We start from the raw sequence: 24,606 nt of genomic DNA, 5'->3' as shown, positions 1-24,606 counted from the left end.
TTTCATGGACATCATGCTGCTCGCAATTGGCTTCGGCGTTATTGTGTTACTCGGTGCACTGGCAATGTTCGCCAAGTTCTACCACAAGGTAGAACAGGGTCACGCAATGATTATCAATACTCTCAGGGCCGAGCCCGATGTTACCTTCACAGGTGGCATTGTTTATCCCATCATCCATAAAAAAGAACTTATGGAGATTTCTTTGAAGACCATAGAAATCGCCAGAATGGGTAAAGATGGCCTGATCTGCATGGATAATATCCGTGCCGACATCAAGGTCACTTTTTTTATCCGCGTCAACAAGACAGCGCAGGACGTGTTGAAGGTTGCGCAAGCGGTAGGTTGCGCGCGTGCCTCGCACCAGGACACGCTGGAAAGCCTGTTCGCCGCCAAGTTTGCCGAAGCACTCAAGACTGTTGGCAAGTCCATGGACTTTGTCGATCTGTATCAGGCGCGCAACCGCTTCCGTGATGAAATCATTCGCCAGATCGGTGATGATCTGTCTGGTTATGTACTCGAAGATGCGGCGATTGATTACATCGAGCAAACATCGCTGGATAAAATGGATGCCCACAATATTCTGGATGCCCAGGGTATCAAGAAAATCACTGAACTGACTGCGATAGAAAGCATACGCACCAATGAATTGAAGCGCGATGAAGAAATGCGCATCAAGAAAAAGAACGTGGAAACCCGCGAAGCCATACTCGAACTTGAGCGCCAGCAATGTGATGCTGAATCACGTCAGGGGCGTGAAATAGGATCGGTACGTGCACGTGAGCAGGCCGAGACCCAGAAAGTCCAGGCTGAAGAACACGCCAAGTCAGAAATGGCGCGCCTGCAGTCGGAACAGATCGTACTGGTGCAGCAAGAAAATACCATGCGTGAAAAAGAAGTGGCAGAAAACAATCGCAAGCGTGCTGTCGCGATTGAAGAGGAGCGCGTCACCAGAGCCCGTCAACTGGAAGTCGTCGACAGGGAAAGAGAAGTCGCGCTGCAAACCATAGAAAAAGAAAAAGCCATAGAAATCCAGAAGAAGGCGATTGCCGACGTCATTCGTGAACGCATTGTAGTGGAGCGCACAGTTGCAGAGCAGGAAGAAGCCATCAAGGAAGTACGTGTGGTGGCTGAAGCTGACCGTCAAAGAAAGAGCGTGGTGATCACCGCAGAAGCCAGTGCCGAAGAAAAAATGGTGTTGACAGTTAAAGCGGCAGAAGCAGAAGAACGCTCCGCCAAACACAGGGCAGCACAAGATCTGACCCTGGCCGATGCAGCATTGAAAGTCGCCGAGAAAGGAGCCGAATCCAAGAAACGTGAAGCTGAAGGTCGTGAAGCCGAATTGGCAGCACCTGGCCTGGCCGACGCCAAAGTCAGGATCGCTGCATCAGAAGCCATTCTGAAGCAGGGTGCTGCCCAGGCAGAATCAACCCGCATGCAAATGGAAGCAGAAGCCAAGGGTAAAGAGCAACTGGGCCGCGCAGAAGCCAATGTCCGCATTGCCGGTGCCGAAGCAACGGCCAAGCAGGGTGCAGCAGATGCTGAATCCTTGCGCTTGCATATGCAGGCTGAGGCACAGGGTCATGAGCAAATGGGCCTGGCTGCGGCAAATGTCAAAACGGCAGATGCCAGCGCAACAGTCACCCATGGTGATGCTGAAGCCCACGTCATACAAACCCGTTTTGAAGCAGAATCCAAAGGCTTGCGTCAAAAATTTGAAGCCATGGCTGCCATGAGTGATGAAACCCGTGCCCATGAAGAATTCCGTATGCAACTGGAAATCTCCAATCAGCAAATCATGAAAGGTCTGGACGCGCAGACACATATTGCCAAAGATCAGGCTGAGGTACTCGGCAAGGCCCTGCAAAATGCCAATATTGATATCGTTGGTGGCGAGGGGGATTACTTCGACCGCTTCGTCAATGCCCTGGCGATAGGCAAGGGTATAGACGGCACGATACAGAAGAGTAAAACCTTGCAGGTTGGCTTGAAAAATCACCTGAGTGGCGAACGCGACATGGTGCATGATCTGCGTGACCTGGTAGGTGCACTGGGTGGTTCTTCTGCCGAATTGCAAAACCTGTCCTTGTCTGCTTTTCTGACCAGGGTGAATGCCCAGGGTACGGCACAACAGAAAAGTGCCCTGCATACGCTGATCAACAGCATGGGCAAAGGCACAGAGAGTGCAGAGAAAATCTTGCCATAAGCCAGGTTTGCATGACTTGTTTGTTGCAGCATCTGCTGCAATGAACAAGGATAAGAATCTGACTTTATTCCCGGAGAAAGGTGCAGGTTTGCACTTTTCTTCGCGTCATTGCAGTCGCTTTTGATTGCCTGATAAACAAACGGAAAACCCAGCAATGAATGCAATGCCTGAGCCAGCCGCGTCCAGCAATACAGACAACAACACACAAAACACCAGCTCGATTGATAACTCACATCCACAAGCGGCTGCGGGTGAGCATTCCGGCAGCTTTGATTTGCTGCGTCAGCGACTCAATAATCAAGGCAAGCTGATATCCGACAAGGCGGTGCTGCTCAATAGTGCCAGGTTGGAAGAGTTTGGCCGCGATGAGATGAATCTGCTGGCACGCACCCGTGCGCGTACTGAAAACAATTGTGTATCGCGTGATCTGGTTCTGGTTGGCGACATACTGGTGCTGGGTTACAACGTCTTCATCGGCCTGCGGCAAGAGACTCGGGTTGCCGATGTGTTTGCCCTGTATCGCCTGGATAATAGCAGCGGGCAGCATGAGCTGGAACCAGTGAAGCTGGAGGATACCTTCCTCAGCGATACGCGCTTCCTGAATGAGTTCAGGGAACTTTACAGCTACTATAAAAATGCCCAACTGGTGCAATTGCGTGTGCACCAGGGCAAATTGCTGGCCGCCTTTAAAATAGGCGAACGCATGTCGGATATACGGGTGTTCCGCTGGCAGATAAAGGATGATGGCACCGTCAGCTATATTGACAACCGGGGCGAAAGAGATGTCGCCCTGCCACCAGCCCATGATTTTGAATGGTTACTGGCCACCCGTGAACAGCATGTCATAGGCAAGCATTCCCATGTCAATATCCTGGATACCCTGTTTGTCGAATCCATAGGTGGTGACCTCACCGTCAAGATAGAAAATAATACGGACACAGGCCTGGGTATTTACGCCGAACCGGTGGAAGATGCCAACCAGTCTCTGAACGATGCAGAAATCGCCTACGCAGCAGTAGGTGAGCTGATATTGTTGCGGGTAAAGCCTTACCGCGAAACCCAGAGTCGCTATCTGGTGTATGTACGCCGTACTCAGCAAGTGCTTAGGGTAGATGCCATAGGCAGGTCTTGCGTGCAATTGCCAGAAGACCACGGCATCGTTTTTCCTGGTGGTTACATACTGCAAAGCGGTGAGCATCGCCTGTTCAGTGACTTGCCGACAGACTTGCAATTCAAGCGCCGCATCCTGTCACCCAATGGTGAAGATGTCTTGTACGTGTTTTATGGCGTCGAGCCTGGCATTTATGTTTTGCTGACTTACAACCTCATCAACAAGTCACTGGAACAGCCCTTGCTGGCCCAGGGGTATGCCCGCTATGGCGACGGGCGCATGATGTTGTTTACTGCCGAGAGCGAAGAGCCTACCCGCAACCATGCAATGCAGTTGTGGCAGACGCCTTTTCTCAGCGATGATCATGCTGCCAAGCAGGCCCCGCGTCAAAGTTTCTTTGGCAAGATAGGTAACCGCGAATTGGTACGTGGTTTGTCTGAGCTGTATTCGCTGGCAAAATCAGTGCGCGAACAGGATGAGATCAGCAGTACCCGCCTGCCCAGTCGTTTTGTCTATGAAGCCATCGCCAAACAAGCACGGCATCTGATTGATGCCCATTACTGGCTTGGCGCAGAGCAGGCCCGGGAAATCGGCAAGGACGTACAGAGCCTCATAGAAGTGGCACGCGCCACCCTGGACGAGTTTGACAAGGTCGCAGCCATACAAAGCCAGGCCAGAAAGACCTTGCAGCAGACAGAGTTTGCGCAAAAGCAGTTGCTGACGGAAACCGCTAGCCGTTTATGGCATGCGCCCGGTGATTTCATCGATGCGCTGGAACAGATACGTCTGCTGCGCGGGCAATTGACCGGGCTTAAAGAGCAGCGGTATATGGACGTAGCGCGTCTGGATGATCTCGACGATGAACTGGCAACAGAAGAAAGACGAGTAGCAGAGCGCACTGTGCAGTTTTTGTCACGCGACGATGCCTTTGTAAAAATCCATGAAGAGGTCGCCAAATTCAGCAGCCAGTTGGGCGCTCTGCAAACCACGGCAGAATTGACACCTGTCTACGAAGCCTTGGACAAGCATGCACACAATCTCGATGGCTTGACAGAATTACTGGGGACATTGGCGGTAGGGGACGCCAGCTTGCGCACCAGGATACTTGATACGATATCCAGTATTTATGCTGAATTGAATAAACTGCGGGCAGAGGCACGTTTGCGCCGTAAACAGTTGTCGCAAGGTGAATCAGCTGCCGAGTTTGCAGCACAATTAAAACTGTTTGCTCAATCGGTAGATAGCGCGCTGGAACAGGCCGCTACGCCTGAACGTTGTGATGAATTGCTGACCCGTTTGCTGGCGCAACTGGAAGAACTGGAAGGTCGCTTTGCCGAGCAGGATGAATACCTGACCGAAATCGCTCACAAGCGCGAATCGGTATACGAAACTTTTGAAGGCAAGAAACAAATCCTGAACGATGCCCGTTCACGCCGCGTCCAGGCCATCATGGAAGCAGCGCGCCGCATCCTGACCGGCATCCCCAAGCGCCTGACACAGTTCCAGGAACAGGCGCAAATGGAAGCTTATTTTGCCTCTGACTCATTGCTCAATAAACTCAGGGCCAGCATAGAAGAATTACGCAAGCTGGGTAATCAGGTTGCAGCTGATGACCTGGCTGGTCAGCTTAAAAATATTCGTGAGCAGGCACAGCGTTCCTTGCGTGACCGCAGTGAGCTGGTAACCGGCAATACCATACGCCTGGGACGTCATGCATTTACCGTCAACCAGCAATTGCTGGATCTGACCATTATCGCCAGACAGGACAAGCTGTCTTACCACATCAGCGGCACAGATTATTTCTGTGCGGTTGAAGATGACCGCCTTGAAGCATTGCGGCCCTATTGGGGGTTGGAGATATTGTCAGAATCCCCGCAAGTTTATCGCGCTGAGTACCTGGCCTATCAAATCATGGAGAGCTCCCGTGCAGAGGCAGGCAATGGCAAATGGCAAGAATTGCTGGAGGCTGCGGCACAGACCGATACCTCAATACTCGATAATCTGGTGCGGCGTTTTGCTGCAGCACGTTTTCAGGAAGGCTATCAAAAAGGTGTACATGATCATGATGCAAGCGCCATCCTGCGCGACCTGGTTCCCATGGTGGAGAATGCCGGACTATTGCGCTACAAGCCACTGGCAAGGGCAGTCGCTGTGCTGTACTGGCAACATCTGAGCAATACCCCCAGCCTGCAAGTAGCAGCGCAGACTTTGCAGCATCAGGCTGAGCAGGCGGAACTGATGAGCAAGCAATTTGGCAATGGCCGCCTGTTACGCCAGCTCGCCGTTGAACAACAGCAAGCTCTGCAAAAGTATGTGCAGCAACAGCACCTGGATTTCAGTCACTGCATGGAAGCAGGCACAGAATCCATGTCCATGTTAATGGAAGAAGCAGCCAGCTATTTACTCGATGAACTCAGCCAGGATGCTGGTGGCGTCAAACGCGCAACGGCGCATGAATGGATATGCAGCCGCGCTGCTAATGACATCATGCAGGGCATCTTGCAGCATCTGACCAGAAATGCCATCCCCCTGCCGTGGCAAGAGCAAACCCTGGCATTGCATGCACGCTGGCAACTCGCCAGTGAATGGGTGCATGGTTATATCACGCATCAGCAACTGGACCAGAATCTTTTGCCAGAAGTCAGTGCAGCCTTGCTGTGTAATTTGCCGCGCCGCATACATTCAGCAGATTTGCAGGCGCAGGTCAGCGGTATTCTGGGTGAACATGTGCTTGTCACTACGCCAGCAGATGCGCAAGACAAGAGCCCGGTCTTGAATCTGCAGCTAAATGACTTCATGCGCAGGCTCTCGCACCATGTCAAGCTCATCGTTCCTGCCTATCAGGAATTGCAAACCCTGCGCCTGCAACTGGTACAGGAAGAAAAAGCCCGTCTGCATCTTGAGCAATTCCAGGCCAAGCCTTTGTCCAGCTTTGTCCGCAATCGTCTGATTGATGAAGTCTACCTGCCCATGGTGGGTGATAACCTGGCCAAGCAGATAGGCGCTGCCGGGGCGCAAAGGCGCACTGACTCCATGGGCATGCTCTTGCTGATTTCACCGCCGGGTTATGGCAAGACTACGTTGATGGAATATCTGGGTGAAAGGTTGGGGATGATTTTTGTCCGTATCAATTGCCCGGTGCTGGGTCACAATGTCACTTCGCTTGATCCTGCACAAGCCAGCAGCAGTGCCGCCCGCATGGAATTGGAGAAGCTTAATCTCGGTCTGGCCATGGGTAATAATGTGATGCTGTATCTGGATGATATCCAGCATACTCATCCTGAGTTCCTGCAAAAATTCATTGCCCTGGCCGACGGTACGCGCCGCATCGAAGGCGTCTGGCGCGGTGCCAGCCAGAGTTATGACTTGCGCGGCAAGCGCTTTGCCATTGTCATGGCTGGTAACCCGTATACTGAATCGGGCGAGATGTTCAAGATTCCCGATATGCTGGCAAATCGTGCCGATATTTATAATCTGGGTGATGTGCTGAGCGGCAAAGAAGATGCCTTTGCCTTGTCATACATAGAAAATGCCCTGGTATCACACCCGGCCCTGCATTTGTTGAGTACGCGTGACCCGCAAGACACCTATCAACTGATCAGGATGGCGCAGGGCGAACCCATACCGGCCAGCGATTTGAAGCACGTCTACAGCCAGCAAGAAACTTCAGAAATCTGCGCGCTTTTGCAACGCCTGTTCAAAGTACGTGATGCCTTGCTGAAGGTGAACCGGGCTTACATCGCTTCTGCCTCGCAAGATGATCATTTCCGTACCGAACCGGCATTCAAGCTGCAAGGTAGTTACCGCAATATGAGCAAGCTGACGCCAAAAATATCAGCACTGATGCATGATGATGAACTGGATCTTTTATTACGTGATCACTACCGTGGCGAGGCACAGACCCTGACCATGGGTGCAGAAGAAAATCTCTTGAAACTCGCACATCTGCTCGGTCAGCCCCAGCCAGAAGAGCAGGCACGCTGGCAAGACCTGCTGCATGAATTTGGCCGCTTGCGCAAGCAGGGCGGTGCAGATGCTGATGGAGCCACCAAGGTCGCCAATCTGCTGGCCGATATCAGCCAGCAGATTGCCGCCCTGGGCCAGAAGGCAAGAAGTGACGTGCACATCAACATGCCCGATCAGGAGGTCTTGCAAACAACCCTGAAGCGTCTGGCAGAAAGTTATGAGCAAACCTTGTTGCCCATCATCAGCGCCATGAACCACAAGATGCGCCTTGACCATAGCATCTGGGACAATGTGCGCGAAATGTCCACCAGTCTGCATGATCTGGAAAAGCATCTGATCCCTGTGCGTTATGCAGAAAAAAAGAAAAAAGAGAAAGACGCCAGGCCTGCTGAAGACAAGACCTGAATACTTCCGTCCTGAGTGATGAAACTGATACTTGCAGTGACGAAAACCCGGCAAGCAAAAATTTCAGTGTGATTGCGCTGCTATACTGCAAAGTATGGATACCAGCCGTTCTCATACTTCTTCAAGCCCATTGCCGCAGCCTGCGCCACAGGACTGGCAGGCGGCTGGGAAGGTATTGCTGCTCAATATAATTCTCTGGAGCACCCTGAGCATGATCGGTGCACTGACTTCGCTCAATGATGATTTGCGCGAGGGAAATCAGGGCGATTTCTGGCTGATCTTTCAGAGCTGGGGCCGGAGCGCCATCGCATTGGCCGTTCTCGGTTATATCCTCATGTATTGCTTCCGGCGCTGGCCATGGCTGTATGGCAGCGCCCGGCATATCGCCATGGGCTATGGCCTGCTGTTGCTGGTGGTCTTGCCGGGACAGCTCATGTATGTAGGCAAGCTGTTTACCCTGGATGGCCCGCATGATATAAACTGGGGGCAGATACAGGCAGAGTTGCAGGTCTTCGACAAGCTGGCGGCGCTGTTGCGCTTATCTTCCATCAGTGCCGTATATTTTGCTGTGGTCGCCATCAAGATATGGCAGCAAAGCCAGGAACGGGGTCGTGCCTGGGCGCAGGAGCGAGAAGATACCCTGGCCCTGCGGCTGGAGCTGGAACAGCAAAAATCCCTGGCGCTGCGGGCGCAGTTGGAACCGCATTTCATGTTCAATGCCCTGAATGCGATCAGTGCCCTGGTGATTTCTGACAACAAGGATGTTGCCCTGAGTGGCATACAGGGTCTCAGTGAACTCTTGCGCTATGCACTGGCTGCCGGCGATAAAAACTGGGTCAGGTTTGCCGAAGAACTGGCTTTTGTGCAGGATTACCTGGCCCTGCAGGCCCTGCGCTATGGTGAACGCCTGCATGTCGCCATCGTCGGGGTGGATGAACAGGTACTGGCCTGTGATTGTCCACCCTTATTATTGCAGCCGCTGATAGAAAATGCACTCAGGCATGACCTGGATTGCCATGAAGAAGCCAGTGACATCTTGTGCAGTTTTGAATGCCGGGAAGGTGATCTGCTGATACGCATCAGTAATCCCGTACATGTTGAGGCTGCGGCCAACCCCGGCGTTGGCCTGGGTTTGCGCAATACCATGGCGCGGCTGCAACTGGCCTATGGTGATGCCGCATCCTTGCAGACAGGGATAGACGCAGGCCGTTTCCAGGTCACGATCAGGCTGCCTGTTAATACTGCTGGCAACCTGGCATGACTATGGCTATCCGCAGCATCATTGTCGATGATGAAGAGCATGCACGCATCACCCTGGGTTATGCCCTGGGCAAATATGCTGAATGGCAGGTGTTGGCCGTGCTTAAAAATGCGGCGGCAGCGCGTGATTTTCTCGCGCAAAATACGGTCGATGTGGTGTTCCTGGATATACAAATGCCCAGGGAATCAGGGCTGGAACTGGCCCGCAGTCTGGCTGCGCAGTCGAGACCACCACTGATCATCTTTGTGACTGCTTACAATGTCCATGCGATAGATGCCTTTGAGCTGCATGCACTGGATTACCTGCTCAAGCCTTTCAGCCAGGACAGATTTGCCACAACCCTGGAGCGTGCCAGGCAAATGCTGAGCCTGACACAGCAGCCTGCGTATGCTCAGGCTCTGGCAGCCTGCCTGGTTGCCGGCCAGCATAAAGCTGCTGAGCCAACATATCTGCAGCAAGTCACGGTCAGGTCGGTGGGCGAGATGGAGTGCATACGGCTCGCTGACGTGCACTGGATAGGGGCGGCAGGTAATTATGTAGAGCTGCACCTGGGCCAGCGTGTAGTCTTGCACAGAGTAGCGCTCAGCAAGCTGGAAGAATATCTCGACCCCCGCCAGTTCATCCGGGTACACCGGGGTGTCATCGTCAGGACAGACCAGCCCATCCATTTGCAGGTAATGGGCAACGGCGGCTACCAACTGACATTGCGTAGCGGTGACGAAGTCGCCGTCAGCAAGAATTATATTGATGCCCTGCGCCAGCTCATGCTGGAGCCCGCCCTGCCCCGAATTTGAGCACGCTCCTGAACTTATCCCCGCCTATTGGGTCTGATTCCCTGTAATTCAAGCAAGTCTGTTTGCATTTCAGTACGCCAAATCAGCATTTCATCCATAAAAAAGTGCACTTCAAAACCAAGGCGATTGAACTGGACAGGACTACAGGGAATACTCTCTCATCCAATTTCCCCACACTAATAGCGACAGGGACCATCATGTTACGTAAAACTCTACTTGTTCTTGCCATAGCCTCAGCGCTGGCAGCTTGCAGCAAAGACAAAGCTGCAGAAAAAGCAGACGCGAGCTCCAGTGCAAGTGCCAGCTCTAGTGCCGTGGCTGGCAAGGGTGGTGCAAACGACAAAAAAGACAAAGCACCCGTCAAGCTCGTCATTGCACCGGAAGACGTGATGACAGTACAGAGCAATGCGATGGCATCTGGCCCGGTAGTGACAGGCTCAATACAGCCAGAGCGCAAGGCTGACCTGCGTGCAGAGGTGAGCGCGGTTGTTTTGCAGGTATTGAAAGAAAACGGTGATGTCGTCAAGCGTGGCGATATCCTGGTCAAGCTTGATGAAACCTCTATCCGCGATAACCTCAATTCAGCAGAAGATGCATCCCGTAATGCGGCCCTGGCGCTGGATCAGTCAGACCGCGCCCTGCAAAGGCTCAAAACCCTGCGTGCATCCGGCATGACATCCCTGCAGGCACTGGATGATGCAGAAGTACGCCGTAACAGTGCCCAGAGTGAGCTGTCGGCTGCTAAAGCACGCGCCGTGACGGCACGCCAGCAATTGCAGCGCACTGTCGTGCGCGCACCATTTGATGGCGTTGTCAGCGAACGCAAAGTATCGGCTGGCGATACTGCCGCCATAGGCAAGGAACTGGTCAAGGTCATCGACCCGACCAGCATGCGCTTTGCTGGTCGCGTATCGACCGACAAGATTGCCATGGTCAAGGTTGGCCAGCCGGTAGGTTTCCGCATCAATGGCTATGCCGGGCAAGAGTTCCGTGGCAAGGTCACCCGCGTTGATCCGGCAGCGAATGATGTTACCCGTCAGGTTGAAGTGCTGGTGGCCTTTGCCGACAGCAAGCAACCCAGCGTGTCTGGCCTGTATGCCGAAGGCAATATAGAAGCAGCAACCGTCAGTGCCCTGATGTTGCCTGAAGCTGCCGTCGTCAAATCTGGCGACAAGGCCTATGCCTGGAAAGTGGCAGGCAAGACGCTCAGCAAGGTAGATCTGCAAATTGGAAAGCGTGACCAGCGCACCGGCAATTATGAAGTCCGTAGCGGCCTTGCCGCAGGGGATGTCGTCATGCGCAGCCCCAGCTCCAGTTTCAAGGATGGCCAGAACATAGAGCTGGCTGCTGCCAAAGTGGCAGTGGCTGACGCGACCCCAGCACAAGGGAAATAATCATGTTCTTATCTGACTTCAGTATCAAAAAGCCGACGGCGACCATCGTCCTGATCGTCGCCCTCATGGCTTTGGGTTTGCTGGCTCTCAGCAAGCTCAGGGTGAACCAGAACCCTGACGTCGAAGTACCTGGCTTGTCAGTCGTGATTGCCTATCCTGGCGCTTCGCCGGATACGGTAGAGCGCGAAGTCATCAACCGCCTCGAGAAATCCCTGCAAGCAGTGGCCGGTGTCGAAGAAGTCTGGGCCACGGCATCAGAAAACAATGGCCGCTTCGACATGCGTTTCAGCTTCAAGAAAAACATGATCGAGGCTTCTGATGAAGTCCGTAACGTCATCTCTGGCCTGCGCTATAAGATGCCGACAGAAATGCGCGAACCCATGATACGCCGCTGGGACCCGGGTTCACAGCCTATCGTCAATATGGCTTTGTCATCCAATAAACAGAGCCACGCCGAAATTTCCCGCCTGGCTGAAGATACGCTGGCCGACAAACTGCGCAGTATCAATGGCGTGGCAACCGTAGAAGTCAGTGGCTCGCTGAAGCGTGAATTATCTGTGCTCCTGCGTGCAGAAAAATTGCGTGAATTCAATGTCTCCGTCGGCGAAGTCGTCAATGCCCTGCGCAATCAGAATACCAATGCGCCAGTAGGCAAGATACGCGGCACGCTGGATGAAGAAAGCATACGCCTGGTAGGCCGTATAGAAACACCAGAAGAATTCCAGGGCATCGTCATTAAACGTACTGGCGACCAGGTAGTGCGCCTGTCACAGGTAGCGACCATAGAAGACAGTTTTGCTGACAAGGATGGCCTTAGCATACGCAGTGGCAAACCGAATGTCGGTATCTTTGTGACCCGTGCACGTGATGCGAGTACCGTCAGCGTCGCAAAAGCTGTCAATGATAAAGTTGAAGAAATCAACAAGGAACTTGAGAAAACACAACCGGGTACCAAGTTGGAAATCACCCGTGATGGTGGCAAGGATGCACAACGCAGTCTGAACAACGTTATCGAATCCCTGGTGCTCGGCGCTGGGCTGACCATCTTTGTTGTATATGCATTTTTGAATTCATGGCGTTCTACCCTGATCACGGCCCTGAGTTTGCCAACTTCCGTCATCGCTGCTTTCATCGCCGTCTGGCTGTGTGGCTTTACACTGAACTTCATGACTTTGCTGGGTCTGTCACTGGCGATTGGTGTGCTGATTGATGATGCAATTGTGGTGCGGGAAAATATTGTGCGTCACATGCAAAATGGTTCAGACCGCCGTACTGCTGCACTTGAAGGTACGGCAGAGATAGGCCTGGCCGTAGCAGCAACGACGTTTTCTATCATAGCGGTATTTATTCCTGTCGCCTTCATGCCTGGCATGCCCGGTGAATGGTTCCGCCCGTTTGCCCTGACTGTGGCTTGTTCGGTGCTGGTCAGTCTGGGTATTTCGTTCACGCTTGATCCTATGTTGTCGGCATACTGGGGTGACCCACCGGACCACCATACTGCACCGAAAAAAGGCATCAGCAAGGTTCTGGCACGTTTCAATGACTGGTTTGATCATCAGTCTGACCGTTACGGTAATGTGATTGCCTGGGCCCTGCATCACCGCCGTTCCATGGGCGCGATTGCCCTGTTGACGCTGGTGGCTGCGCTGGCTGTACAAGTCAAATGGGGTGGCACCAGTTTCCTGCCGGCCTCTGACTCTGGCAACCTGATGATCACCGTGCGCACTCCTGCTTCATCTTCACTGGAATATGCACGCCTGAAAATGGAAAGGGCAGCAGAAATAGCACGTACCTTGCCAGAGACTAAAGAAACCAATAGCAATATCACGCCTGCCGGTGGCCGCATCTATGTCGATATCGGCAAACGTACCGAACGGAAACGCGGTGCCAAAGAAATTGCTGCCGAATTGCGCGAGAAAGTACGTGTCCTGGTTGGCGCAGAATACGTGGTGCTGGATGACCTCAACAATGGCGCACAAAAACCGGTGCAGATAGAATTTACCGGCCCCGATTCACGCAAGTTGCTGGAAATTACCAGTGCCTACATGGATAAATTGCGCCAGGTGCCAGGCGCAGTTGATGTCGGCTTGTCTGAGCAGGATCCGAAAAAAGAACTGAAGATAGAACTGAACCGTGGCCTTGCCAATTCCATGGGTATTTCTTCCAATGATGCAGCGCAGGCCTTGCGGGTTGCCTTTGCCGGTATCGAGGTTGGCGACTGGGTAGATCCTACTGGTGAGACCCGCGATGTGGCCGTACGACTGCATCCTGATGACCGCGTCAGCAAGGAAAACATAGAACGCCTGCCTATCGCTGTATCAGGCACCAGCCAGATGGTACCGCTCGACCAGATCGCCACCATCACCATGGGCAAAGGGCCATCAGGTATCGAACATGCGAATGGCAAACGCACGATTACCGTATCTGCCAATGCGCAGGGCCGCTCGAATGGTGAAGTGATTGATGACGCCATGAAGCTGGCCAAGTCCTTTGACTACCCGCCTGGTTATGGCCTGTCACTGGGTGGTTCTGGCCAGGATCAGCAAGAAGTATTTGGTGCCATGCTGATCGCTCTTTTGTCTGGCATAGGTTTGATGTATCTGATACTTGTGATACAGTTCGGCTCCTTCACGGCACCGCTGGGCGTCATGTTGTCCTTGCCGCTGTCACTGATAGGTGTCGTACTGTCCTTGCTGGTCACCGGCAGTACCCTGAACCTGATGAGCTTTATCGGCATCATCATGCTCATGGGCTTAGTGGCAAAGAATGCGATTCTCTTGCTCGATGCGGCCCGCAAACAGGAAGCCGAAGGCTATGACCGTGAAGAGGCATTGATGCATGCTGGCCGTGTGCGTCTGCGCCCTATTCTGATGACAACCTTTGCGCTGATTGCAGGTATGTTGCCAGTGGCCTTGGGCCTGGGTGAAGGTGGTGAGTTCTACCGCCCGCTGGCGATCGCGATTATCGGTGGCACCATCACTTCGACGATCTTGACTTTGCTGGTCGTGCCTACCTTCTATGACAGCATAGAAATTTCACGTGACCGCATGATGGCAAAAATGCACAGACGCATGGAAGAGCGCAACCCATTGCTGGGATTTTGCATGACCATGCTGGAAGCATTATTCACTTTGCTGTTGGTACGCTTTATATATCGCATGTTGATGAAACTTTTTGTTCTCGTCACTGGTCGAAACCGTAAAGCAAATGCAGGTATGGATATCAAGGTAGAAAATGCCTGAGGCACATCTCAGTGAAATTTGAAAATGTGAAGCATTGCAGCAGTAAAGAATTGTAGTAGTGAAAATTTGGAGTGGTAAAAATTTGCAGTAGTGAAAATTTGCAGTAGTAAAATTTTGAAGTAGTAACGCTTCCCTCTTGCTGATAGATCATTGTTCTCTGGTCAGCAATTTAATAGCCTGCGCAACGAGGTGTGCGCAGGCTTTTTTTTATTTTAAAATTACACCCCAAAAAAAACCCGCAATCTGCGGGTTTTTTGTTGCTCATCATCCTGCCTGCACTTATCTGCTTTTTACCAGGTCCGCTTCTACAATTTTCAAGAAATCATTCATCGACCAGGCTATGTCAGTCACCGTGATCGCAGGTGTATAAATCTGTCCCGCAGCGCGTGGCCGGTTGACATACACCTTGTTGGGAATGACGACCCGTGCCAGGCCTGACGGCAGTGGCTTGATACGGACTTCCATATAAGTGGAATCCGCAGAGCTGGGCGCGCCTATGAGTTTGGTATTGTCAAAGCGAGTGAATACATCCAGAGCATCGAGGCAGGCACTGGCACACTGGCCGGGAACAATGACATAGACCGGGGTTTTGAGACTGGAAGTATCTTCTGGCAAAGCCTTGTTGCCAGTCTTTGCAGCATCTTTAGTCACGCTGGAAGATTGCACATAAAAGAGCTCACCCTTGTCAAGCGCCGCCTGCATACCGCTGGCATTCGCTTGTGCCCAGGCTGCACTGTCTGCCCTGTGTTCGCTGTTGAATTGCGTTATCAGATTTTGCATATACGCAGTGTTATCCCTGGATGCGCGCCACCAGACATCCGTATTCGGGGAATAAGCCTGCATCAGCTTAGTCACTCTATTCTTACCCCATAATGCTTCGGCAAATTTTTTACTCCACTCGGAAGATCCGCCCTGGTTTTCGCGCAAGTCAATCACGATGGCATCGGCATGCAATGCACGGTCACGGTGTTCAGTGATCTCCTGCGTCATTTTATTGAGGGTTTCGCGTTCAGCCTGATTCGGTTGAAAGCTGGGCATCGCGACCCATAAGAGATTCTTTCTGGGCTCGGTCAAACCAGTGGGCAATGACTCCCCATTATATGAACGTGCGCGCCAGCTCTCGAAATTATCATTGACTGGCTGCCAGGCCAGCGACTGTGTCAGCGTCTTGTTCTGATGGCTGAATACACATTGTTTAGGCATCTGGATAAAGGGATTGCCATAATCGATCATGAACTGCCTGGCAAAATACCACCAGTGACCTGCTTCATCACTGCGGCCCTTGAAGGAAAAAACGTTTTCCATGATGAGGTCTTTAACTGGCTTGCCATCGCAACTGACTAGTCTGGACCCAACGGCAGGCTGATCGGTTTCTGATGCATAGACATACAGCGCATCACCACGCCAGACTGTGATGAAACCCGGCCAGCGTATGCGTGGCGCCAGAGAAGGAGGCAACGTTGCCTGTGCACCTGCATGCCCATCATGCAGGCTGACATTGAAGCGATTGAAAGCTGCCTCGTAGCCTGCCGCATCTTTTACTCTGTCAGCCAGAGCCATTGCATTGCTACGTGCCAGATCAAGGTTCTTGCGAAAATCCGGATTGCGGGGATCATGCGAACCCGGATGGTTTTCCAGGGTTTCCTGATAAGCCAGGTCCAGGTCTTTTTTGAATGCCTCAGTCCAGGCGGCTGGTGTTGCAGGCAAATTGCTTTGTGTCTGAGCGACACCATTCAAGCTGGCAGCCATGAACAGTGCTGCAATAGCTGTGAGAGTAAAGCGATGCGAGATATTTTTCATGTTCTTTTTTGTCAACAAAACTCAAGTGTAGCTCAGGACAAGTAAAGAACTCTGGAAATTTTTGGAACACTCGCGCCGCTTTACAGCCATGCCATATCAAATCTTGACTGCAGGTTTAATACGCAAACCTGCCTGTGCAGCAATCTCATAAGAATGCAGACGCGCAGCATGATTGTGAATTTGCGCCGTGATCATCAATTCATCTGCGCCAGTGTAGTTGATGAAGGTCTGCATTTTTTCAGCAACGGTATCCGGCGCGCCTAGTGCAGAACAGGACAAAACCTGCTCCAGCAAGGCATGCTCCTGCGGGCCGATTTTTTGCAGGAAGCCATGCACAGGCAAAGGCAGCTTTGCCGGACGGCCACTACGCAAATTGATAAATGCCTGCTGGGCAGAGCTGGCCAGGTAATAGGCTTCATCATCCGTATCAGCCGCAAACACATTAAAGCCCAGCATGACGTATGGTTTGTCCAATTGCGCCGATGGGCGGAAGGTGGCACGGTAAATTTCTATCGCCTGCATCATTTGCTGGGGCGCAAAATGTGAGGCAAACGCATACGGCAAGCCCATGGCTGCCGCCAGTTGTGCACCAAACAGGCTGGAACCCAGAATCCAGATAGGTACTTTCAAACCATGCCCCGGTACTGCACGCACCGCCTGCTGTGAATCTTCACTGAGATAATCCATCAGTTCAGCCACATCCTGCGGGAACTCATCGGCATCGCTGGAGAGATTGCGACGCAAGGCACGCGCAGTGCGCTGGTCTGAGCCAGGTGCACGTCCCAGACCCAGGTCTATGCGGCCAGGGTAAAGTGATTCCAGCGTGCCAAATTGTTCCGCGATGACGAGTGGTGAATGATTTGGCAGCATGATGCCACCAGCCCCCACGCGTATGCTTTTGGTGCCGCCAGCGATATGGCCTATCAGTACTGAAGTGGCAGCACTGGCAATGCCAGGCATGCCGTGGTGTTCTGCCAGCCAGTAACGCTGATAACCCCAGCTTTCGCCATGTTGCGCCAGGCTGAGGGAATTGCGGAAGGATTGCGCAGCATCACTGCCTTCAGCAATCGGTGACAGATCAAGTATGGATAAGGGATATGGAGAAGACATAGCCTGCAATTTCAAATGGAGAGAAAACCATTATGGGTGAAATTGCGATTCTCTGTTGACAGGCTCAATTTTCTTACGATTGTTGCAAAATTAATTGAACTGCTTGTGCCAGTTATGTTACGCCGGTCTGCGTCTGGTAGGGTGCGCCGTGCGCACCGCTTTTTTTATGGCAAGGACAACGGTGCGCACGGCGCACCCTACAAATTTATCCAGTCTTTTTCATCACCGTCTCCAGCAACAGACGGTCAAGCACAGAAAAATCCATATCACCAGTGCTGCTGGTCCTGACACTGTCCAGCCTTTCCAGTTGGCTTTCAATAAAACGGTTGATGACAGGCATGGGAACAGATAATTCTGATTCCTTGGCGCGACGTTTGATGACGAGCAATTCAGCGATGGCTGCCAGCAATTCCTGGTCTTCAATTGTCGCATCCACCATGTCCTGAAAACGCATGGGCACAGGACCCAGGTCTCGTTCTATCCACAGACAAGCCAGCAAGGGACGCAAGACATACAGGTATTTTTTCAGCTTGACCATTTCACCTTGCAAATGCTCGCGGTAGTTTTTGCTGGCCATGTGCAGGTAATGATAGTAAGCCCTTTCCGGCCTGTGCACTTCTCTTGCTGCTGCCTGCAAGGCTTGCAGGAAACCCGGATCAGCGGCATACACTACCGGTGAAGACAGCCACTCTATCAAGGTCGCATTACCATTACGCAGTAAGCCCAGCGCCTTGCGCACATCCCAGCCGCTGACATCATAGATTTCATTGACAGGCAATTCGATGACATCGCGACCTGGGAAGACAGTCAGATACCAATCGAGCTTGTTTGCATAGATAAAGCGCACATCATAATCACTGTCTGGTGATGCAAAGCCCCAGCCACGGCTGCCTGATTCGCAGGCAAACAAGATTTTGACATCATGCGTCTGTTCTATGCGTTGCAGGGTCGCATTGATCTCTGCACGTATCGCCGGGTCTATAGGATGTTCTTGTTCTTCCAGTGGCAGGGTAGTCGTGGTCATGATGATCTTTGAGAATGGTTTTGCAAAAAATGATACATGTTTTCAGTCTGGCAATTTGTAAGGAAATGCAATTCGTATTGTCGGCTCAGAATTTCAAGACTAGTCTGATTTTCCCCTGCCGTATGCCAAGAATAAAGTCATGTACCCAAATTCCCTGCCAAAACTGTCTGCCCTCGCATTAATACTGACCCTGGTTGCTTGCGGCGGTGGAGGCGGTTCTGCACCTGCCAATACGGGCACGACTGGCTCAGGCACAACGGGTACTGGTGGCACCAATACTGGCGGCACAACAGGAACCACAACTGCCACTGCGCCAGTGATCAATAGCTTCAGCGCCAATCCTGCCAGCATCAATGCCGGGTCAAGTACGCAACTGAGCTGGACAGTCACTGGTGCCACCAGTCTGACGCTGAATGGTACTACGCTTACTGGCAACAGCCTTGCAGTCAATCCGGCTACGACCACGACTTATACACTGACAGCCAGTAATTCTGCCTGCAGTACTACATGCAATACCAGCGCTACGGTCACAGTGACTGTGAACAGCGCAGGTACAGGTAACACGGCAGGCAATGCAGTGTATGGCGATTTGCGCAAGGCTGACCTCGGTGCCGGCGCCAATCTGAATGGCAGCCTGCCCTTCCCTGCCAATAATGCCTGGAATACGGATATCTCGGCCGCGCCTGTCGATCCTGCTTCCGACGTACTGATCAGCAGCATAGGTCTGGGTACAGGCCTGCATCCTGATTTTGGCGCTGGCCTGTATGACGGCTCACCGATAGGCATATCTTATGTCGTCGTCGCAAGCAGCCAGCCCAAAGTCAGCGTGCAATTTACGGATTATGGCGATGAGAGCGAACCTGGCCCTTATCCCCTGCCAGCCAATGCACCGATAGAAGGGCAAAAAGCCAACGGCAGCAGCTTTGATGGTGACCGCCATGTGCTGATCATAGACCGCGATGCGAATCGGCTGTATGAAGTTGGCAATGCCTATCCACAAGCAGGCGGTAGCTGGAAAGTCAGTGGAGGTGCGATATTCGACCTGACATCCAATACAGTCAGACCCGGCGGCAGGCCAGGCTGGACCAGTGCCGATGCCGCAGGCCTGCCCATCTTCCCCGGTCTGGTGCGCTACGAAGAAGCTGCCAGCGGCGTTATACGCCACGCCTTCCGCTTCACCGTCAGCCGCACCCGTCGCGCCTATGTGCCACCAGCGACTCACTATGCTTCATCAAACACCAGCAATACCCTGCCACCCATGGGCATGCGCGTGCGCCTGAAAGCCAGTTATCAGATACCTGCGAATTTTTCAAATGAGAGCAAAGCCATACTGCAAGCCATGAAAACCTATGGCATGCTGGTGGCCGACAATGGCTCTAACTGGTACATCAGCGGCGCACCTGATGCACGCTGGAATAACGATAAACTGTTGTCAGAACTGGGCAGTGTCAAAGGCAGCAGTTTTGAAGTAATCCGCATGGATGGTCTGGTTACTCCCTGATTGCGCAGGCAGCCTTATTTGGGAAGTTCATGACGGCAGGAGTAATGCCGCTTCCTTTAAAAACCTGGCTTTGACAACCTCAAAGTCAGCTTCAAGAAAGAAGTTTTCAAAACTGGTTTCATCAATAAATGAATGACGCACTTGCGCCATTAACTCGCCTAGCCGTTTGCCAGACAGACCGGTGATGTCAGCCGCAAGCTCACCATTGAATTGTTGTTTCAATTGTTTCTTGCGGGCGTACTTTACCAGCGCCTGATCATAAGCCTGCTTGAAGTCAGGAAAGCGCAAAAAAGTCGCTTCCAGAAATTCCTGTTTTTGCTCATCACGCGCAGCCGTGCCTGCTACTGCCCATGGGTAGTCTGGCAGTGTGATTTCATCCTGCTCATCCAGCCACAACAAAAAGGAGTTATAAGTCGCGCGCTTGGCGTCACGTATCCTGGCCTTGTGGTTACGGTTATCCAGCAGATAAATCTCGCGATTGACATAGGGTGAAGACACAATATAGCGAAAGATATCTTGCAGGTTTTTGAATTGCCTGCTCACACGCATGCTTTCATACAGCGGGGCATCATATCCGAGCAGCTTCAGTGCTTCACTAAAGTCCCTGGTGATGCACAATTCTGCGAGCAAATGATCTTTGTCATCTGGTGCCCGTAATGGATACAGCAAGCCCAGATGACCAAACTTGGCACCAAATTTATGTGCTATGCGACCTATCAGATTGCCAAAATCATTGTAGCCAAAATAGCGTGAAGCAAAATCAAATGAGGCAGATTCTGTCCTGATCAGATCAAGCTGGAACACACCTTCTGCTACCGCCAGGCCTATGCTGGTGACGTCACCATTCAAGACGATTTCGGTCGCCTGCAATGCTGTAGCAAATTGCGCTGCATCGTAGTCATCACCAGCTTCGATCAGGATATCGAGATCACCAAAGTCTGCCTTGTCAGCATAAGCGATGATTGCCTCGATACGGCGAAGTGGAAAATGCCGCTGTAGTGTAGTCACAGCCTCATGTTCCACTTCGCGATAGCGTGCAGCAGGCAAACGAACTGACTCAGCTTTTAATGCATTTCCACCCATGATCTTCCTACCTGTCTCCGTGTTTCAACAAATATGTGTTTGAAATCGCCTTGAATGACATGCTGCCATCAAGACGCTTGAAGACTACACCTTCCCTGGCTGTCGCCGGATTCAGTGAACCGCCCTCAGCATAATCAAGCACTTTACTCACATCGCCGCCAAAGCGTTCCAATGTCATGTTTTCCAGCCACGGTACCTCATGCACAATAGCACCCAGGGCACGCAGTCCGGCCAGTACCTCCTGACGTTCTGCCCTGCCCAGATATCTACTGGCATCAATATCAAAAATATCGAACAGATAAAAATCCTGGCCGCGCATCTTTTCAGGATTACCCTGTATGCCTTCACCGATGATCTCACCTTGCAGTGCCAGATTGCGGCCATAGGTAGTCAGTGCAGTCAGCATTTGATTTTGCTTTGCCACGCGCCACAGACTATTGACTTCAGATTCCCTGATCCACCAGTTTCTGCCGCACACACCAGAAACACCTGCATTGTGAAAGACCGTCATGCTGGAACCATCGAGCTTGATGGTGACTTCAAATTCTTCCTGTGCCTGAGTACTCAAAATTTCAGTCAGGTTTTGTATGCGCTCTTGATCCGTCTTGCGTATGTATTCAGGAAAAGCGCCTTCCACTTCACCAGACAGTGAGGCTGGAATGACAGGTTCCCATTTTTCTATACCCAGTACCTGGCTAAAATCTGCGTTGCCGTCATCGGTAAGTTCAATCAATTCTGGAAACTGATTCAGCGGCAGTATCATGCCCTGTGAAATCTGGCCACGCAGTTTAATCGTGCGCAGCCTGATTCCGTTTTTTTCATTCCAGATGATTTTGTTTTTTTCAAGAAAAACAAAACGTGCATCGCTCAAAGGCAGGAAGGAATCGATCTCAAAATAGACACAGGCATCGCCAACCTGGAATTCATTTTTCTTGACGACCACAGACCAGCCATCCACGCTCGCGCATTCTATGGCATCTGCATCAGGGATGGGCCTGATATTGCTGACGGTTCTGATAGTGACTAATTTTCTCATAGAGATTCCTTTTTATTTTTATGTGTTTTTGAATGACGGCAATTGTAAGCGAATGGAATTAAGTGGGGAGATGAAAACAGGGAATAGTGGTCGAGATTGCTGGATTTGAACCAGCGACCGCTCGCATATGAAGCGAATGCTCTGCCAACTGAGCTAAATCTCGTATGGTCAAGGGATAGAGAAATGATCGCCACGAATCGGCAAGGCCGAAACGGGTCTGTATGTGGCGATCAAAGATGGTGCGTCAGGCAGGACTTGAACCTGCAACAATCGGTGTAGAAGACCGGGGCTCTATCCTTTGAGCTACTGACGCATATTGATGTGGAGGAAGCGGTGAGATTCGAACTCACGGACCCTTGCAGGCCTACTGTTTTCAAGACAGTTGCATTACCACTCTGCCACGCTTCCATAGATGGCGCCCTATAGCGGAATCGAACCGCTGGCATTTCGCTAGACAGGCGAACACTCTACCATTGAGTTAATAGGGCAAAACTGGTGCCGGCTGCAGGACTCGAACCCGCGACCCACTGATTACAAATCAGTTGCTCTACCAAACTGAGCTAAACCGGCAAAAACTGGCGGAAGATGTGCGACTCGAACGCACATAGGCTCTTGCAAGCCCGCCGGGTTAGCAACCCGGTGCAATACCATTATGCGAATCTTCCTTCAAAAAAATACCGCGCATGTGCGTCTGCACATCCCACTGGTGAGGTAGTGAGGATCACATGATCACACGGTAAAACTGGACCCGCCTGCAGGGGTCGAACCTGCGGCCTCAACATTCGTATTGTTGCGCTCTTCCAACTGAGCTAAGGCGAGAAAAAGATGTTTGGCATCCCAGGCAGGACTTGAACCTGCAACCTTCGGTTTTGGAGACCGCGACTCTGCCAATTGAGCTACTGAGATAATGGCTATGCATTTCATGCTGATGAAATGCATATAAAAACTGGTACTTGCAGATGGAGCTGAACCATCAGCCTCTGCCTTATCAAGGCAACGCTCTGACCAATTGAGCTATGCAAGTAAAGATAAAATGGTGCCCCTTGCTGGTTTTGAACCAGCGACCCACCGGTTATGAGCCGGTTGCTCTCCCACTGAGCTAAAGGGACGTTATGGCTCCTCGACCTGGATTCGAACCAGGGACAGATGCATTAACAGTGCATCGCTCTGCCAGCTGAGTTATCGGGGAATTAAACTGAAATACAGCTCTCGCTGTTGAAGAAATACGTTCAAAAACATCGGTTAAAACGACTACGCTTTAATCGGTATTCTTGCTGGTCGGGATAGAGAGAATCGAACTCTCGCCGTCCGGTTAAAAGCCGGATGCTCTACCTTTGAGCTACATCCCGTGAGATGATTAAGTGTGGCATCTGACGATGCCTGGTCTTTCCCTTCATGATTTACTCCTGTTATTGAAATGAAAAAAATGGTGGAGGTGGACGGAATTGAACCGACGACATACTGCATGCAAAGCAGGCGCTCTTCCAACTGAGCTACACCCCCGTAATCTGTAAGGCAATTGCACGTGGCATTGAAAATGCCATGTTATTTACTGCGAATAAAATGGTGCGTCCCCGTGGTAACGATCCACGCTCTCCGATTCTTCAAAACGGCGCTTTCACCTGGTTAGCTTGAGACACAAAAAAATGGTGGATGGTGATGGAATCGAACCACCTATGAGCGGGCGCTCGTGCGATTTACAGTCGCATCCCTTACCGGTCGGGTAACCATCCTTAAAACTGTTGATACTGGAGTCTCTGAGCGGAATCGAACCGCCATTCGCTGATAGAAAGTCAGCTGTCCTCACCATTAGACGACAAAGACATCATGAAAAAAACCTCGGCAATAGCAAGTACTTATAAAGTCACTTTCATGATGGAGCGGGAGAAGAGAATCGAACTCTTACCGTAAGCTTGGAAGGCTTCAGCTCTACCTTTGAGCTACACCCGCATATAAACGTGTTTCATCTTCAATGATGAAACGAGTTTTTGTATTCAGCCTTACCCCAAAAGCAGACGTTCCTGCCCTTGGGATAAAACTGTTTGAACTTCCCAAATTTTTAAAGAGCCTCCATGATCCGGTGTTGTCCGGTCACGACCGCCTTGGCGGGTTTAACTGCTGTGGTTTGTCTTGAATATTGCAAGCAAACCAAAAATCTAAAAATAAAAAACGACACCAAAAAATCAAAAAGCCCGGAGCTTTTCAGGGCATCCGGGCTTTTCAGCGCTAGGGTCTTGGGTGGCTTTAACTGCCGCCTGTGACCTTCAGGGTTTCCCCTCGAATGCTTGTGTTGCTAAACCATGTGGCCGCAAAATTAATTGGGCTGACATCATTGAACATCTCACTATCTGTATCTTTAGTTGTGCGTGTATCTGTATTCGTACGATACGAGGCTTCATAGGTACTCCATGTGCCGCCTGCTGCACTGCCAACTTTGGCAACCGACGCCAAAGCCCGCGCTGTCTTGCGCAAGTTTTGTATCAGTTGTTGTGTCAAAGTTGTTTTCACGATCATTCCTAAATAGTGTGGTGTTGCTTGGTTGATGTACGTATCTTGCCACAGCTTTTTTTAAAAAACAAGCATGGCATGAAGAATTTATTCAAATTATCGATGTTTTTGTGCGACTGATGCAAATGTAAGGCTTCTTGCTCCATATCTGCAAAAGCGCTTGCTGGC

Annotated in this window: 13 protein-coding genes and 16 tRNA genes; 7 read left to right on the top strand and 22 right to left on the bottom strand. The window is 51.6% G+C overall.

Annotated elements, in window-relative coordinates; all coding sequences use genetic code 11:
- The first annotated feature begins 4 nt into the window (after positions 1 to 4).
- From ACO0LI_RS02940 to ACO0LI_RS02915, 6 genes are all read left to right on the top strand, one after another.
- Positions 5 to 2,203, top strand: a complete 2,199-nt coding sequence (locus ACO0LI_RS02940; protein WP_423030712.1) for a hypothetical protein — start codon at positions 5 to 7, stop codon at positions 2,201 to 2,203.
- Positions 2,204 to 2,357: 154 nt separating this feature from the next.
- Complete coding sequence (locus ACO0LI_RS02935) at positions 2,358 to 7,685, top strand: DNA repair ATPase (protein ID WP_423030710.1); 5,328 nt, start codon at positions 2,358 to 2,360, stop codon at positions 7,683 to 7,685.
- Positions 7,686 to 7,779: 94 nt separating this feature from the next.
- Entirely contained in the window at positions 7,780 to 8,946 is a 1,167-nt protein-coding gene (locus tag ACO0LI_RS02930; protein ID WP_423030708.1) for a sensor histidine kinase, read from the top strand.
- Positions 8,943 to 9,740: a LytR/AlgR family response regulator transcription factor gene (locus ACO0LI_RS02925; protein WP_423030706.1), complete on the top strand. Its 798-nt coding sequence runs from the start codon at positions 8,943 to 8,945 to the stop codon at positions 9,738 to 9,740. The genes ACO0LI_RS02930 and ACO0LI_RS02925 overlap by 4 nt, the downstream gene beginning before the upstream one ends.
- Before the next feature lie 197 nt (positions 9,741 to 9,937).
- Positions 9,938 to 11,134, top strand: a complete 1,197-nt coding sequence (locus tag ACO0LI_RS02920; RefSeq protein WP_422952442.1) for an efflux RND transporter periplasmic adaptor subunit — start codon at positions 9,938 to 9,940, stop codon at positions 11,132 to 11,134.
- A 2-nt stretch (positions 11,135 to 11,136) separates the two neighbouring features.
- Positions 11,137 to 14,376, top strand: a complete 3,240-nt coding sequence (locus ACO0LI_RS02915) for an efflux RND transporter permease subunit (protein ID WP_423030704.1) — start codon at positions 11,137 to 11,139, stop codon at positions 14,374 to 14,376.
- A 279-nt stretch (positions 14,377 to 14,655) separates the two neighbouring features.
- On the opposite strand, the gene ACO0LI_RS02910 is transcribed toward ACO0LI_RS02915, so the two are convergent.
- The 3 genes from ACO0LI_RS02910 to ACO0LI_RS02900 form a co-directional block, all read right to left on the bottom strand.
- Positions 14,656 to 16,176 (bottom strand): S41 family peptidase, encoded by a 1,521-nt coding sequence (locus ACO0LI_RS02910; protein ID WP_423030702.1) that lies wholly within the window; start codon positions 16,174 to 16,176, stop codon positions 14,656 to 14,658.
- Positions 16,177 to 16,272: 96 nt separating this feature from the next.
- Positions 16,273 to 17,286, bottom strand: coding sequence for an LLM class flavin-dependent oxidoreductase (locus ACO0LI_RS02905; RefSeq protein ID WP_423030700.1), 1,014 nt, complete (start codon positions 17,284 to 17,286; stop codon positions 16,273 to 16,275).
- 205 nt (positions 17,287 to 17,491) lie between these two features.
- Positions 17,492 to 18,310, bottom strand: a complete 819-nt coding sequence (locus ACO0LI_RS02900; RefSeq protein WP_423030698.1) for a nucleotidyltransferase domain-containing protein — start codon at positions 18,308 to 18,310, stop codon at positions 17,492 to 17,494.
- A gap of 139 nt (positions 18,311 to 18,449) precedes the next feature.
- Between ACO0LI_RS02900 and ACO0LI_RS02895 the strand changes: the two genes are divergently transcribed.
- Positions 18,450 to 19,811 (top strand): hypothetical protein, encoded by a 1,362-nt coding sequence (locus ACO0LI_RS02895; RefSeq protein ID WP_423030696.1) that lies wholly within the window; start codon positions 18,450 to 18,452, stop codon positions 19,809 to 19,811.
- A gap of 27 nt (positions 19,812 to 19,838) precedes the next feature.
- On the opposite strand, the gene ACO0LI_RS02890 is transcribed toward ACO0LI_RS02895, so the two are convergent.
- The 19 genes from ACO0LI_RS02890 to ACO0LI_RS02800 form a co-directional block, all read right to left on the bottom strand.
- Positions 19,839 to 20,894 (bottom strand): hypothetical protein, encoded by a 1,056-nt coding sequence (locus ACO0LI_RS02890; protein ID WP_423030694.1) that lies wholly within the window; start codon positions 20,892 to 20,894, stop codon positions 19,839 to 19,841.
- Positions 20,895 to 20,901: 7 nt separating this feature from the next.
- Positions 20,902 to 21,930, bottom strand: a complete 1,029-nt coding sequence (locus tag ACO0LI_RS02885; RefSeq protein WP_423030692.1) for an RNA ligase (ATP) — start codon at positions 21,928 to 21,930, stop codon at positions 20,902 to 20,904.
- Positions 21,931 to 22,017: 87 nt separating this feature from the next.
- Positions 22,018 to 22,093 (bottom strand) — tRNA-Met (locus ACO0LI_RS02880).
- Between the two features lie 74 nt (positions 22,094 to 22,167).
- A tRNA-Arg gene (locus ACO0LI_RS02875) sits at positions 22,168 to 22,243 on the bottom strand.
- Positions 22,244 to 22,252: 9 nt separating this feature from the next.
- A tRNA-Ser gene (locus ACO0LI_RS02870) sits at positions 22,253 to 22,338 on the bottom strand.
- Positions 22,339 to 22,343: 5 nt separating this feature from the next.
- A tRNA-Asp gene (locus ACO0LI_RS02865) sits at positions 22,344 to 22,418 on the bottom strand.
- A gap of 5 nt (positions 22,419 to 22,423) precedes the next feature.
- A tRNA-Thr gene (locus ACO0LI_RS02860) sits at positions 22,424 to 22,500 on the bottom strand.
- A gap of 6 nt (positions 22,501 to 22,506) precedes the next feature.
- Positions 22,507 to 22,595, bottom strand: a tRNA-Ser gene (locus tag ACO0LI_RS02855).
- A gap of 78 nt (positions 22,596 to 22,673) precedes the next feature.
- Positions 22,674 to 22,749, bottom strand: a tRNA-Arg gene (locus ACO0LI_RS02850).
- Between the two features lie 11 nt (positions 22,750 to 22,760).
- Positions 22,761 to 22,836 (bottom strand) — tRNA-Trp (locus ACO0LI_RS02845).
- A gap of 41 nt (positions 22,837 to 22,877) precedes the next feature.
- A tRNA-Ile gene (locus tag ACO0LI_RS02840) sits at positions 22,878 to 22,954 on the bottom strand.
- Positions 22,955 to 22,964: 10 nt separating this feature from the next.
- Positions 22,965 to 23,039, bottom strand: a tRNA-Ile gene (locus tag ACO0LI_RS02835).
- A 4-nt stretch (positions 23,040 to 23,043) separates the two neighbouring features.
- A tRNA-Asn gene (locus ACO0LI_RS02830) sits at positions 23,044 to 23,119 on the bottom strand.
- A gap of 86 nt (positions 23,120 to 23,205) precedes the next feature.
- A tRNA-Lys gene (locus ACO0LI_RS02825) sits at positions 23,206 to 23,279 on the bottom strand.
- 78 nt (positions 23,280 to 23,357) lie between these two features.
- Positions 23,358 to 23,433 (bottom strand) — tRNA-Ala (locus ACO0LI_RS02820).
- A 144-nt stretch (positions 23,434 to 23,577) separates the two neighbouring features.
- Positions 23,578 to 23,663 (bottom strand) — tRNA-Tyr (locus tag ACO0LI_RS02815).
- 16 nt (positions 23,664 to 23,679) lie between these two features.
- Positions 23,680 to 23,754: transfer RNA gene (locus ACO0LI_RS02810), tRNA-Glu, on the bottom strand.
- Between the two features lie 52 nt (positions 23,755 to 23,806).
- A tRNA-Gly gene (locus ACO0LI_RS02805) sits at positions 23,807 to 23,880 on the bottom strand.
- Between the two features lie 294 nt (positions 23,881 to 24,174).
- Positions 24,175 to 24,438: a hypothetical protein gene (locus ACO0LI_RS02800; protein WP_422952434.1), complete on the bottom strand. Its 264-nt coding sequence runs from the start codon at positions 24,436 to 24,438 to the stop codon at positions 24,175 to 24,177.
- Positions 24,439 to 24,606: the final 168 nt, after the last annotated feature.

It is taken from the genome of Undibacterium sp. Tian12W, assembly GCF_049339405.1.
Lineage (GTDB): Bacteria > Pseudomonadota > Gammaproteobacteria > Burkholderiales > Burkholderiaceae_D > Undibacterium.
The sequence above is the reverse complement of the archived record's forward strand: the minus strand, read 5'-3'. Positions and strand labels throughout refer to the sequence as shown.

What these genes read in the sequence shown, in the direction of transcription:
- ACO0LI_RS02890 (WP_423030694.1), bottom strand. Translation starts at nt 20,894, where the DNA reads ATGGGTGGAAATGCATTAAAAGCTGAGTCAGTTCGTTTGCCTGCTGCA.
- ACO0LI_RS02930 (WP_423030708.1), top strand. Translation starts at nt 7,780, where the DNA reads ATGGATACCAGCCGTTCTCATACTTCTTCAAGCCCATTGCCGCAGCCT.
- ACO0LI_RS02935 (WP_423030710.1), top strand. Translation starts at nt 2,358, where the DNA reads ATGAATGCAATGCCTGAGCCAGCCGCGTCCAGCAATACAGACAACAAC.
- ACO0LI_RS02915 (WP_423030704.1), top strand. Translation starts at nt 11,137, where the DNA reads ATGTTCTTATCTGACTTCAGTATCAAAAAGCCGACGGCGACCATCGTC.
- ACO0LI_RS02895 (WP_423030696.1), top strand. Translation starts at nt 18,450, where the DNA reads ATGTACCCAAATTCCCTGCCAAAACTGTCTGCCCTCGCATTAATACTG.
- ACO0LI_RS02885 (WP_423030692.1), bottom strand. Translation starts at nt 21,930, where the DNA reads ATGAGAAAATTAGTCACTATCAGAACCGTCAGCAATATCAGGCCCATC.
- ACO0LI_RS02910 (WP_423030702.1), bottom strand. Translation starts at nt 16,176, where the DNA reads ATGAAAAATATCTCGCATCGCTTTACTCTCACAGCTATTGCAGCACTG.
- ACO0LI_RS02905 (WP_423030700.1), bottom strand. Translation starts at nt 17,286, where the DNA reads ATGTCTTCTCCATATCCCTTATCCATACTTGATCTGTCACCGATTGCT.
- ACO0LI_RS02900 (WP_423030698.1), bottom strand. Translation starts at nt 18,310, where the DNA reads ATGACCACGACTACCCTGCCACTGGAAGAACAAGAACATCCTATAGAC.
- ACO0LI_RS02940 (WP_423030712.1), top strand. Translation starts at nt 5, where the DNA reads ATGGACATCATGCTGCTCGCAATTGGCTTCGGCGTTATTGTGTTACTC.
- ACO0LI_RS02925 (WP_423030706.1), top strand. Translation starts at nt 8,943, where the DNA reads ATGACTATGGCTATCCGCAGCATCATTGTCGATGATGAAGAGCATGCA.
- ACO0LI_RS02920 (WP_422952442.1), top strand. Translation starts at nt 9,938, where the DNA reads ATGTTACGTAAAACTCTACTTGTTCTTGCCATAGCCTCAGCGCTGGCA.